The 12,375-nt window shown below is 58.7% G+C and carries 10 protein-coding genes and 3 pseudogenes; 9 read left to right on the forward strand and 4 right to left on the reverse strand.

What is annotated here, in order from left to right; translation table 11 throughout:
* Nucleotides 1-37: 37 nt before the first annotated feature.
* Together AC3D24_RS15650 and AC3D24_RS15655 are read right to left on the reverse strand one after the other, a co-directional pair.
* On the reverse strand, nucleotides 38-646 hold the full coding sequence (locus AC3D24_RS15650; protein ID WP_489032049.1) for a hypothetical protein: 609 nt from the start codon (nucleotides 644-646) through the stop codon (nucleotides 38-40).
* Nucleotides 647-770: 124 nt separating this feature from the next.
* Nucleotides 771-953, reverse strand: a pseudogene (locus tag AC3D24_RS15655) (integrase core domain-containing protein); the annotation flags it as partial.
* A gap of 288 nt (nucleotides 954-1,241) precedes the next feature.
* Here AC3D24_RS15655 and AC3D24_RS15660 point away from each other — a divergent pair.
* From AC3D24_RS15660 to AC3D24_RS15690, 7 genes are all read left to right on the forward strand, one after another.
* Nucleotides 1,242-2,336 (forward strand): patatin-like phospholipase family protein, encoded by a 1,095-nt coding sequence (locus AC3D24_RS15660; protein WP_489032051.1) that lies wholly within the window; start codon nucleotides 1,242-1,244, stop codon nucleotides 2,334-2,336.
* Nucleotides 2,329-3,345: a cyclic GMP-AMP synthase DncV-like nucleotidyltransferase gene (locus AC3D24_RS15665; RefSeq protein WP_489032053.1), complete on the forward strand. Its 1,017-nt coding sequence runs from the start codon at nucleotides 2,329-2,331 to the stop codon at nucleotides 3,343-3,345. Before AC3D24_RS15660 ends, AC3D24_RS15665 begins: the two co-directional genes overlap by 8 nt.
* 9 nt (nucleotides 3,346-3,354) lie before the next feature.
* Nucleotides 3,355-5,049, forward strand: a complete 1,695-nt coding sequence (locus AC3D24_RS15670; RefSeq protein ID WP_489032055.1) for a ThiF family adenylyltransferase — start codon at nucleotides 3,355-3,357, stop codon at nucleotides 5,047-5,049.
* 4 nt (nucleotides 5,050-5,053) lie between these two features.
* Nucleotides 5,054-5,560, forward strand: coding sequence for a Mov34/MPN/PAD-1 family protein (locus AC3D24_RS15675; RefSeq protein WP_489032057.1), 507 nt, complete (start codon nucleotides 5,054-5,056; stop codon nucleotides 5,558-5,560).
* A gap of 204 nt (nucleotides 5,561-5,764) precedes the next feature.
* Nucleotides 5,765-6,787 carry an IS110 family RNA-guided transposase gene (locus AC3D24_RS15680; RefSeq protein ID WP_056483496.1) on the forward strand — a complete coding sequence of 341 codons (1,023 nt, stop codon included), beginning with the start codon at nucleotides 5,765-5,767 and terminating at the stop codon, nucleotides 6,785-6,787.
* A 574-nt stretch (nucleotides 6,788-7,361) separates the two neighbouring features.
* The gene (locus tag AC3D24_RS15685) at nucleotides 7,362-9,188 is read left to right on the forward strand and encodes a DUF885 domain-containing protein (protein ID WP_489033178.1); all 1,827 of its coding nucleotides are present in this window, start codon (nucleotides 7,362-7,364) and stop codon (nucleotides 9,186-9,188) included.
* 368 nt (nucleotides 9,189-9,556) lie between these two features.
* On the forward strand, nucleotides 9,557-10,093 hold the full coding sequence (locus AC3D24_RS15690; RefSeq protein ID WP_489032059.1) for a J domain-containing protein: 537 nt from the start codon (nucleotides 9,557-9,559) through the stop codon (nucleotides 10,091-10,093).
* Between the two features lie 147 nt (nucleotides 10,094-10,240).
* Here AC3D24_RS15690 and AC3D24_RS15695 read toward each other — a convergent pair whose 3' ends face one another.
* Entirely contained in the window at nucleotides 10,241-10,612 is a 372-nt protein-coding gene (locus AC3D24_RS15695) for a Rossmann-fold NAD(P)-binding domain-containing protein (protein WP_489033270.1), read from the reverse strand.
* Between the two features lie 8 nt (nucleotides 10,613-10,620).
* Nucleotides 10,621-11,067: pseudogene (locus tag AC3D24_RS15700) on the reverse strand (SDR family NAD(P)-dependent oxidoreductase); the annotation flags it as partial.
* A gap of 97 nt (nucleotides 11,068-11,164) precedes the next feature.
* On the opposite strand from AC3D24_RS15700, the pseudogene AC3D24_RS15705 reads away from it, so the two are divergent.
* A pseudogene (locus tag AC3D24_RS15705) lies at nucleotides 11,165-11,299 on the forward strand (helix-turn-helix domain-containing protein); the annotation flags it as partial.
* 241 nt (nucleotides 11,300-11,540) lie between these two features.
* Entirely contained in the window at nucleotides 11,541-12,038 is a 498-nt protein-coding gene (locus AC3D24_RS15710; RefSeq protein WP_489032061.1) for a LysR substrate-binding domain-containing protein, read from the forward strand.
* Nucleotides 12,039-12,375 lie beyond the last annotated feature (337 nt).

Genomic DNA, 12,375 nt, shown 5'->3' on the forward strand with positions numbered 1-12,375 from the left:
ACATCTGCTTCTCGACTACCTTCCTAAAATAGTCGCCTTAGGCGGGATCGGTCGTGATCGGTATTGCGATCGCCTCGCCCACCTCAAGCTGTCCGATCGCTTCCATGGCGCGATCGAGTGCCGAAGCTTTCGAGTCGGAGGCGCGTGACGACTGGCGGTACGGCCCGACGATCTCGGCGTAGCGCTTGGATGCCGCTGATCGCAGACGTTCAGCCATCACGATCAGCCGCTTCAAGTCCGTCTCCTCGATCTTGTTGATCGGCTCGCCGATGACGGTGGTTTCGAAATCATCCACCTTCCACGGCTTCACGGTGAATCTGTCGAGCGAAGAATGAGCATAAACTGCATTGCGCATTTCGAGTAGCCGGTGATGCAGAGCCCATTCGCTGTCGTCATACTGTATCAGCTTTTCGGGAAACCTGCGGCCGTTCCTTCCAGAAGCGAACACGCGGCCATAGGCCATCACGATTGACGTGATGTAGGCCGATTGATGGCTGTAGGTCTGCCCGCGGCTCCACGGCCCCCTGTACCACTTCTTCTTCATGACGTGCTGTGCCCAAGTCACCGCCTTGCTCAGGTCGCTGATCGAAGCGTGAAGCTTGGTCATATCAAGGCGGTCGCGCTCGCTGATCTCTAGGAAGGCCATGCCGCGAACATGGGGTCTACCTCCATTTCTTAAAATACCGGATCGCCCTTGGCCGTGACGTGCCCCCAAAGCTGTACCAGTCATAACTGGAGTCCGAGGTTGGTATTGACGGTCCCCCGGTTTCTCATCCGGGCATGATGCGAGTTTCTGGCCTGCATCCGCCGGGATTAACCCCGGTGGACGCAGCATATTCGGCTGGCGTCAGCCAGCCAAGCGCCGTGTGAAGACGGCTCTCGTTATAGTCCCGCCGCCAGGCCTCGATCTTGGCGCGAGCATCCGCCAGCGACAGGAACCAGTAGCTGTTCACCGGCGGGCCCGTCTCCGCCTGCTTCAGCGCGAACGCGATATGCTCTTCCGTATACCTCGACTTCTTCATGTCTCAGCTCCTTGCTTATGGGCTCCAAAGGGCCGGAAAACTCTCACTCAGCCTGGATGAAAAAATAGGAAGGACGTCAAGGCGTGTCCGAAACCGATCGATTTCGCACACCGAAGGCCCAAGCGCCGACCCAGCATTCCAGCCAGAATGGCTGCTTGATGCCAATGACGATGCCGTCATATATCTTGAGTGTCCCAGCATATTTGATATGCTCTACAGATGGATATTGCAAAACCTCTCCGCGTCCTGACTATAGACGGAGGGGGCATGCGGGGAATCTACTCCGCGGCGTTCCTACATGAACTGTCGTCGCTCTTCGCAAAGAAGAGGGGCTGTAACGCGTTAGACGTTGGAAAGGGCTTCGACTTAATCGTTGGCACCAGCACCGGCGCTATCGTAGGCTGTGCACTTGCGGCTGGCGAGCCACTCTCGAAGGTGGTGAAACTATACCGGGAAAATGGACCAAAGATTTTCCCGGAGCGAGTGCCGTCGTCGACGGTGGGGGTATTGAAACAGATGCCGCGTCGTGGATCGATCAATCGACGCGGTGCGGAAGCTTTGAGAGATGCACTGACCGCGGTGTTAGGCGCCAAGACATTTAAAGAGGTTGAAACATCGCGCGGCATCGCCTTGGCGATACCGGCGGTCGAGATGAGTCAGCAACGATCATGGGTCTTCAAAACTGGCCACTGGGGCGGGACGCGCGACGATGATACGAAACTGGTCGACGCCTGCATGGCAACCAGCGCCGCGCCCATCTTTCGCTCCCTGGCTGCGGTCGATGCGGGCGGCGAATTGGGTGGTTACCGGGTTTTTGCAGACGGCGGCTTATGGGCCAACAATCCTGTACTGGTTGGTTTGCTCGACGCCATAAAGATGAACCGGACACGCCCAATCGAGATTTACACCCTCGGCAGTTATCCTAAGCCTGATGGGGAGCGCATTGCGAAGGACGACCTAGATCGCGGTTATGTCGACTGGCAGTTCGGAGCCAAAGCAGCCTCCCTCAGCATCGCAGCGCAAGAATTTGCCTTCGATAATATGGCAAGTATGTTCGCGCGGGAGTTTACCGATCTCGGCCGCTCTATAAGCGTCGTGCGATTCCCCAAAGGTGATCTCCGGCCTGATATAGTACCGCACTTGGAGTTAGACAATTCGTCTGACGAGGCGATGACGGCATTGATTGATCAGGCGCGCGCTGACGTCAACTTGGCAAAAAGCGCCTGCGACAACAGCGCAGATGCAAATGGCCGGCTCATCAAAGGCCTATTTGAGGCTATGCCGTGCAGGGGGGAAGACGCAACCAATGTTTAACACATCGAAGCAAGTTCGTGGATATCATGATGAAAAGGTTGCCATCGTCGGAGATGAGCGCACCAATATGCGCACTCGTCGGAATAGCAACCGGACCCGCCTGAAGGCCGGCCTAATCAGAGACGGGAAGCCAAAGCCACTCGGCTCGCATACGCAGGGATCGTATGCGATGCACACGATGGTTCGGGATGACAACCTCGACTACGATATCGATGACGGCCTCTATTTCAAGGCTGCCGATCTTGTCGGCGCTCAGGGGGCCGCCATGTCTGCACTTGAGGTGCGCAAGATGGTTTGCGCGGCGGTTCAAGACGATAAATTTAAAACCCCCCCTGACGTTAGGACTAATTGCGTCCGTGTTTATTATGATGCGGGCTATCATGTTGATATACCAACATATCGTCGCTTCGAGACGACCAACATCTGGACCAACAAAATTGAATATAGCTATGAACTGGCCGGAGCTAGTTGGCAGAAATCAGATGCTAAGAAGGTCACGACATGGTTTACCGAGACGAATAAGGATTTAAGCCCAGAGGTGGTCGGGGAGGGTCAATTTCGCCGCGTCGTCCGATATTTAAAGATGTTCAGCAAGAGCCGACCTTCGTGGAAGGGGAAAAATCCGAGTGGGTTCGCACTTACCAAGTTAGCGTCGGAGTGTTTTGTCAGCAGGCTCAACCGCGACGATGACGCGCTTCGCAGTACAATGAAGTCTATTGCAGACCGCCTTGTGTATAACAAGGCAGTGCAGCATCCGGTAGTTGATGAAGACCTCATTTCTGATGGGGATCCTCGGCCTACATACTTTATGGACCGCTTGAATGAAAATCTCGGTCACTTGGACGTCCTCGATCAGGTCGATTGTACGCATGAAAAGGCAATGAAGGCCTGGGACAAAGTTTTTTGTACGAGCTGGTTTTCCGAGCAGCCGCCGGAAGATGGTGATGATGATGGGGAACCGAAGTCCCCGGTAAACAAGAGCGGAGGCGGGACCTACGCTTCCAGTTAGGTGGCAGTCATGGTTACCCGTGCTGATGCCGTCAAGATCGTAGATGATTGGCTTCGGATCGCCTTCCCGGAGGCGGCCCGAGCTAATTCTTGGCAGCTTGCTAGGAGCGGCCTCAGCCCGACTTTCGCAGGCTGGCGCCTACGGCTGCGGAAGGACGTATCACTGCTCGTAGCAGTGGATCAGCTGTTCCCTTACACAAAGCCGATTGCTGCTTTCTTTGGGCCCGGTGCGCCCGAAGACGGGCCACATATCGAGGACGGTGGCCGCCTGTGTCTGGTTACATCCGAAACGACAACTGATAGTCTCGATCCAGCAGGGGTAGTGTCACACTTCATAACGCAAGCGTCTAATTTGTTAGAGGCGTTAGATCGTGGTGAGCTACGAGAGGACTATGTCGTTGATTTCGAGGCCTATTGGTCTCGTGGCAGCACGACTACTCGATCCGTCCAGATCCTTTTTGATATTGCACCGCCGACACGATCGCTGTTCCTCGGGATCTATGGCAGCCAGCGGATCGTCTCGGACGATGGAGAACGGCTGCGTCGCTGGATTCAGCACAGGGTAGGAGAGGACTACAAGGGGGACTTCGAACGTTCGCTTTTTTTGTGGATGGAGAGGCTTCCTGAGCCAACCGCTTATCCACGATCGTGTTCTGATCTGCGCACTTTGTTCGAGGAGACCGGCCAAACCTCGACCTTCGACGAGGCCCAACCGTTCAATGGTTCAGGCGGTGTCGTGGTGCTGGGTGGTCCTTCATCTCCAGGACAGACTGCTGGTGGGGCCATCATCCTGTCCTCTGGCCCAGGGCGCCGCGAGAACAAGGGTTTCCGGCCTGGGAAGACTCCTGCCGCGATGCTCCCATTTAAGCTGAAGTTTGATCGAGCATCGGTCAGGCGAGTGGACGCGGCCACTTCTAGAATTCCGGTGCCGCAACTAATCGACGCAGACACCATACATGTTGCGATAATCGGATGTGGCTCTTTAGGCGCAGGAGCAGCAAGGCTGTTGGCGCAGCAGGGTATCAAGAGGTTTAGCTTATTTGATCCTGATACCCTTGGTTGGGAGAATATCGGTCGGCACGAGCTTGGGGCAAGACTCGTCGGCGCCAACAAGGCCGATGCTCTCAAGGCTAAGCTACTCGCGGACTTACCCGACATCGCGGATATATTTAGCTACGGTACGGATTGGCGACACGCTATCGCGAACGATCGATCGATATTTGACGGTGTCTCGTTGATCATAAATGCAACCGGCGATTGGGGAGCCAGTGCTGCATTAAGCGACCTGCAGGTGGCTAGGGTCTTGGTAATTCCGGTAATTTACACTTGGCTCGAACGCAATGCGATTGCAGCCCACGTTGTCGCATTGCAAGGACCACAGGTATGCCTTCGCAACGGTTTCGATAACACCGGTAGGCCGCTGACAGCGGCCGCGTCGTGGTGGTCGGAGGATAAAGATCCTCGTTGCGGCGGATCTGCATCACCCTACGGCGCCATTGATCTTGCCGCGGGGCAAAATCTTGTTGCTCGGGCGGCACTGGATATCGCATCTGGCCGTGCTGTTGCGCCGGTATGGCGAATATGGGTGGGGCTTTCCTCTGACCTTGAACAAGCTGGCGGCTTCTGGTCAGCTGCTTTTAAGTCTGTCGTCGGCGATCCCGCTGAGGGTGGGAAGATGATGGCTGCTCAATGGCCAACGGAGTGAGACGGTGAAGGCCATCGCGCAGGTAGCTATCTACGAAGGTCCAAACGGCCTTATCCTGCATATTGAGCACGACGTGCTCGCGCATCTTTGTGGCAATGCGCAACGTAAATGCTGGTCTCGCGAAGCCGGCGGCCAGCTTTTCGCTTCCATCAAGAATAATCGCTGGATCGTCACGAAGGCGACTGGCCCTCGCGCTACTGACTCTCGCTCACGATTTTCTTTCCGTCCCGACCGGAAGGCAGAAAAGTCCGAGATTTTAGCGCTTTTTCGAGAAGGTCTACATTACGTCGGCGATTGGCATACCCACCCTCAAGACGTTCCATCGCCGTCTCATACGGATATCCGTAACATCACTGAGACCGTTCAGTCCTCTGAGCATTCACTACCAGGATTCTTGATGGCTATAGTTGGGCGCTTGCCGGCACCCGACGGCCTGTGGCTTTCTTTTCACGATATACGTGGCGGCTATGCCCAATGCCCCTTGCACCGTGACCGATCAATCAGAGGCTAAAGCGGTTGTCAGCGGACTGTATTAATAGATTGCAGAATAGATATCTTATTTCGCTGTCGCTCCGCCGCCGATGAATGAACATGGGGTAATCGCGGGAAGCAGCTACTTCGGCCAGCAATGGTTTCGAGGGTGGCTGTTCCCCGGTAGATGAAGGTGCGGGCTCACGACTTGCAGCCGGGCCCATACATCGGACGGAGAACAGCCATGTGTGAGTATATTGGACTCGACGTATCGTTGAAAGAGACAGCCGTTTCGATCCGACGCGGCGGTAAGCGCGTGTGGCGTGGCAAATGCCTGTCAGACCCAGCGGCTATTGCCGCTCTGATCCGCAAGCATGCCCCTGCGGCGGAGCGGGTTGTGTTCGAGACGGGACCGCTCTCAGTGTGGTTCTATCACGCCCTGAGCGCGGAAGGATTGCCGGCAATTTGCATCGATGCGCGGCACGCGAAGGCGGCACTCGACATGGCAGCCAACAAGACGGACGCCAATGATGCGGATGGCTTGGCGCACTTGGCAGAGGTCGGCTTCTTTCGCGAGGTGCGGGTGAAGGGCTTCGACAGCATGCTTTCGCGTACGCTGATCGCGGCGCGCACGAAGCTGGTTCGGGCAACACTCGATATAGCAGGCCAGATCCGTGGGTTGATGAAGACGTTCGGGCTCATCGTGCCGCGCGGTATAGGCGCCAAGTTCGAGGCGAACGTTCGCGCGCTTCTGGCCGATCATGCTGAACTCGCCCGGATCATCCTGTCGCTACTGGAGGCGTGGCGGAGCCTTCGCATCCAGGCGACCGAGCTGGGTCGCCAGCTTCTTGCCGAGGCACGTAAAAGTCAGCCGTGTCAGCTACTGATGTCGATCCCCGGCGTTGGTGCAATCACCGCTACAGCTTATCTGACCGCGGTGGAGGACCCCGCTAACTTCAGCCGATCGCGCTCTGTTGGTGCTTGGCTCGGGTTAACCACCAGGCGATATCAGTCGGGCGAAGTTGACTATGATGGCCACATCTCCCGACGTGGCGACACCCACGTTCGCTCTCTGCTGTACGAGGCAGCTGTCGTGATCCTGACCCGCAGCCACGCCGATAGTGATCTGCGCAGCTGGGGCATGAAGCTTCGCGAGAAGGTCGGCTTCAAGCGCGCCGCCGTCGCCGTCGCCCGCAAACTCGCGGTCATCATGCATGCGATGCTGCGTTCCGGCGAACTATTCACCAGGACGGCTGCTGCCGCCTGATCCACAAGCTCGACAGCGCCAGATGGCGTGACGAGGCGTCCCTGCCGGGACGTAGGCTGGTCCATTCCGCTTCGGCCGTTGCACCGCGAACCTGGTTCGAGGCGTGCGTAATGAACATTGGAAGGACCGACCCGCGAAGCCCCATGATGCGGCGGCACATGCCGACCGCGAAGACGACCGTGCCCCGGCAAACATCGTCCCGTTACGCAAAGCGCTTGCAAACACCGCTATTAGACGACGGCCGGAGTCGACGAGCCGGCCAGAGGCGGGGAATGACCGCAATTGGGTCCTGTTCGCAATTCTCTATGATCTGAGCAGGTTGACGTTCTCAAAGTAGCGGTCCGAAGAGATAGTGGACCAAAATGCCGGCCTGAGCCTTCCCCGGCTATTCTCGTTGCGGAACCTGCCTTGATGACCTCGCTGCCGACCCGACGTTAAGCGAGATAATCCGACCTCCAGTCGCTCATTTTGACTTGAATGCGCGCGTTAAGCCTCGTTCGCTTGCGGGAACCATGGCCGCATCCTAACCCTCGCACCGTCGCAACCAAGGAGCCGCATATTGTCCGTCAAACTGATGCTAGCGGCTCTACTGTCCACCACGCTGGCGACTGCCGCGACGAGGGGGCAGGCGGTACCCGCGCCGGTCGTGCAGCCGGGTGAGAGCGCAGACGACGCGCGTTTGAAGCAGCTGTTCTACAACAGCGATGAGTCGAGCTTGAAGCGTCATCCCATCGAGGCGGTTTTCCGTGGCGACCTGCGCTACGCCGACCAGTTTGGCGACTATCTGACCGATGCGTATCTCGCGGCCGAGCGCGCGGCAGTGGAGCATGACCTCGCGACCCTGAACACAATCGATCGTACCAAGCTGACCCCGACAGATCAGATCGCCTATGACGTCTTCAAGACGCGAAACGAGACTGATCTCGCCGGTTTTGCGCCCGCGCTCTTGAAGGTGCAGCGCGACCTGCCGATCGACCATATGAACGGGTTTCAGACCTTCTATCCTGATTTCGCGTCGGGCAACGGCGCCGCGCCGTTCAAGACGCTCGCCGACTATGAGAACAATCTGAAGCGCAACGCGAAATATGCCGTTGTCCTCGACCGCGCGATCGGACTGTTCCGGCAGGGGATGAAGGACAAGATCGTCCAGCCCAAGCTGGTCGTTACCAACATGATCCAGGAGTTCGACAACCTCATCGCGGAAGGGGTCGAGGGCTCGACCTTCTACGGCCCAGTGAAGACGTTTCCGGCAACGATCCCCGCAGCGGACCAGGCGCGTCTGAAGGCGGCCTATGGCGCGCAGATTCGCGACGTGATCATACCTGCGCATCGGCAGATGCGCGATTTCCTCGTTAACGTCTATCTGCCTGCCGCGCGCGACACGGTAGGTCTTTCCTCCCTGCCCGGCGGCGACGCCTATTACACTTTTCTGATCCGGCAAAACACGACGCTGCCAATGACCGCGGAGCAGGTTCATCAGCTCGGCCTAACCGAGGTCGCGCGAATCCTGAAGGGCATGGAAGCGCAGAAACAGGCGGTCGGGTTCAAGGGCGACCTGCCGACGTTCTTCGCCTTCCTGCGTACCGACAAGCAATTCCAGCCGAGCTCGGTGGACCAGTTGCGCGACGGTTACCGGGCAATCGAGGCGCGTATCTCCAAACTAATCCCCGAGCAATTCTCGCTGACGCCGAAGACGACACTGGATATCCGCCCGGTCCCGGCGTTCAAGGAAAAGACCGAGGCGGCCGGATCGTACAACGGGGGCACGCCCGACGGGTCGCGACCGGGCGTGTTCTACTACAACACCTACGACCTGCCCTCGCGGTACACGTGGGAAATGGAAACGCTGTTCCTCCACGAGGGCGTACCGGGGCATCATTTCCAGATCAGCCTTGCGCAGGAAAACACCGCGCTGCCCGCGTTCATGCGGTTCGGTGGCAACACCGCCTATGTCGAGGGTTGGGCGCTCTATGCCGAAAGCCTGTGGAAGGAGCTCGGCATGGAGACCGATCCGTATGAGCGGATGGGCGGGCTGAACGACGAAATGCTGCGCGCGATGCGGCTGGTGGTCGACAGCGGGATCCACGCCAAGGGTTGGACGCGCGACCAGGCGATCGACTACATGCTCGCCAACTCGCCGATGGCGCGCACCGATGCGACTGCTGAGGTCGAGCGCTACATCGCTATTCCGGGACAGGCGCTCGCCTACAAGATCGGCCAGCTGACGATCGCGGGGACCAAGGCAAAGGCGCGGGCGATGCTTGGCCCGAAGTTCGATCCGCGCGATTTTCATGCGCAGGTGCTTGATACCGGAGCGCTGCCGATGCCGGTGCTAGAGGCTAAGATCGACAAGTGGATCGCTGCTGGCGGCGGTGCGGCGAAGCGAGCGGCCGCCCGATAGCCAAGCGGGCTCGACGTGCCCTGACGGCTAAACAGGCTTGCCCGTATTGAATCCGCAGGGACGGCGGCACGGTCTCGAAGCGTAAGTTCTATGCAGTCAGCTCCTTGGTAAACCAGTCGACACCGTTGAGGTTTTGTCCCGTCCGAATCCGGAATTTGGATCAGGGCACAGTGACTGGTGGCCGTTGAGCTGAGCGGGACGAAGATGAATGAGCGATCGTCTGGGGGAGCGGCGGGCGCGGCTTGAATGTCGCTTCCATCCGACTGTTGGCCCCTAAAGCCACCCTTTGGATCTCTGAGAAGACGAAGTTAAGATCACGCGACGGGCGGACTTTCCTTTTTCGCGTTTTAGCCGCAAGTAACGGCTAGATGGCTCTCTCACCCGACTATTATTCTGTCCTAGGGGTGCCCTCGACGGCAAGTCGAGAAACTATCCACGCCGCGTGGAAAGCGCTGCTCCGTCAATATCACCCCGATGCCAATCATGGTGCGGATGTTTCTGCTCGTGCGAAAGCGATCAACGAGGCGTATTCCGTTTTGGGAAAGAAGGAATCACGCGCCGCCTACGATCGCTCGCAGATCAGGCCGTCTGCCCACCGAGCGACTGGGGACCGTCCGTTTCACCCCAGGAAAGCCGGCAGGCGCCCGATGCGACCTAGCCCGTCGATGCAGCCCAGCGGTAGCTTCTCGCAGCCGCTAGAGACCAACGAATGGCTGATGGGCCTTTTCCTGCTGATCCTCACCGCCGCACCCATCGCTACAATCCTAGTTCTGTGGAATGAGGAATCTGGATTGGCACCTACGGTCCGACGTAGCGTCGCCGCTCATCCCGTGCCTGAACCTCCTGCAAATGGCGTCCAAAGCTCATCGGGCACAAAACCCGGACTCGGACAGCCTGCACCCTAAACTATCGCCCAACCGCGACATTCGAATTCGCAGGGTTAGCCGCCAAAAGCAGTCGTAACGCGGAGATGAACGAGCGGCGGTAGTTGGGAAGCTGGGCAGGGGGCGGGGACGTCTGCTTCTGGGTCCTAGCATCCTGTAAACTCAGCCTCAGGTTTGGTCGGCAGACATCGCCACCTCGCGCTGCTGCTCTATCTTCTCAAGCCGATCCGCCAGGGCGGTGGTAATCGAAGCGTAGGCGGTGCTGCCCAGCGCAAGCCGGAGCGCTGGCCGTTCGGCATCGGCGGCGGCGATCATGGCGTCGGCGCATTTTGCAGCATCGCCCTTGATCGCGAAGCTACCGTTGGAAACGCCGCGCCGGACCGCGCCAGCGGGCGTATCGTCATAGATCTGCATCGGCACGGCATCATCCATGGTGCTGGCGAAGCTCGTAGCAGTGGGGCCAGGCTCGACCAAAATGAAGTCGATCCCGAACGGCGCCACCTCCTGGGCCACCGCTTCGACGAAGCCCTCGATACCCATTTGGTCGCGTGATAGACGCTGAAATTGGGATAGGCGATTTGTCCGCCTTCCGACGAAACCTGCATGATGCGGCCCCCGCCCTGTTCGCGCAGGTGAGGCAGGCTCGCGCGGATCACCTGGATCGATCCGGTAAGATTGGTGGCAATTTGCCGGTCGACCTGCGCGTCGCTGACCTCCTCCGCTGCTCCAAACAAGCCATAACCGGCATTGCTGACAATGATGTCGATCCGTCCCATCGTACGGAACGCATCTCCGATCGTGGCCCGCACCGCACTGGTGTCGGTCACGTCAAGTGTCACGATCTGCAAATGATCGCCGTAGCGCTCTGCGAGATCATCGAGTGCCCCGGCGCGGCGCAGCGTGCCGACCACAGTGTCGCCCCGCTCAAGCAATTTCTCCGTCATCAAACGACCGAGACCGGCCGAGGCGCCAGTAATGAACCATGTCTTCTGCATCTGCGTAACTCCTGAGCAACTGCGGACAGAGATAGGCCGGCGCAATTGATTGCAGTAGAGGGTCCAATCGGCATGACCTAGTGAAAGATCCGCACCAATGCCTAAGCCAAGCCTTGCCGATCTCACGGCCTTCGCCAGTATCGCCGAGCACCGCAGCTTTCGCCGCGCAGCCGATGCGCTGGGCGTGTCGCGATCATCGCTCAGCCACGTGATGCGCGCGCTCGAGGGGACCCTTGGTGTACGGCTGCTTCATCGCACGACCCGCAGCGTTTCGCCGACCGAAGCGGGGGAGCGTCTGTTGGAACGCCTGGCGCCGGTTCTTCGGGACCTCGACGAGGCGCTGGATGGCGTGTCTGACGACAGCGGTCAGCCGGGCGGAACGCTCCGCATCAATGGCAACGAGGCCGCAGCGCGTCTGCTGCTCGGAACGGTTGTTCCGCTCTTTCTCGCGCGATTTGGTAAGCGAAGGGCGCTTGATCGATATCGTCGAGCAAAAGTTCGATGCGGGCATACGGCTCGCGGAATCGGTGCCGCAGGACATGATCGCAGTGCGTATCGGTGGCGACATGCGCTTTGTCGCGGTGGCGTCGCCTGCCTATCTCGCGGCTAACTCGACGCCGGTCCATCCTGACGATCTTCGTCAGCACCGCTGCATCCGGCAGCGGTTACCTAGCGGCAAGCTCTATCGTTGGGAGTTCGCCAGACATGGCCAAGAGATCGCAATCGACGTGCCGGGGGTGCTGACGCTCGATCACAGCGGTCTGATGGTGGAGGCGGCGATCGACGGCCTCGGCATCGCGTTTGTCCCTGAGCACGTTGCGCGTGCGGGGCTGGACAGGAAAAAGTTGACGCTCGTGCTGGAGGACTGGTCCCCCGCGATCCCCGGTCTGTGCCTCTATTATCCGGGCAACCGGCATGTTCCGGCTGGTCTTCGCGCATTCATCGACATGTTAAAGACCTTCGTTTTTTGATCCAGGCGCCGCTGGTATGCGATCAAGCAGCGAGAGCTAGGCAGCTAGCGGCCAGTGATACTCGTTTGGCGGCGCGATGTGGACACGATCGAACGTCGGCTCTCATTATAAGCTGCCGTTCGACCCGTATGATGAAGGGCCGCAAAGTCCCACTTCTTGCCGTTTCCTGCTTCGCCGCCTGTCCTTCCGACCTCGATAAACCGACGTGAACGAACGTCCGCAGTTGGGCAGCGCCGGCGGAGCGCTGAATGGCGACTTGTGGGTCGCGGTAACCGTCCGAACTCCGATTGAGTTTCAATCCAAAACTGGTCGCTGGCTACATCAGCTTAATGACTCG

The organism is Sphingomonas sp. SL1004 (genome assembly GCF_057815015.1).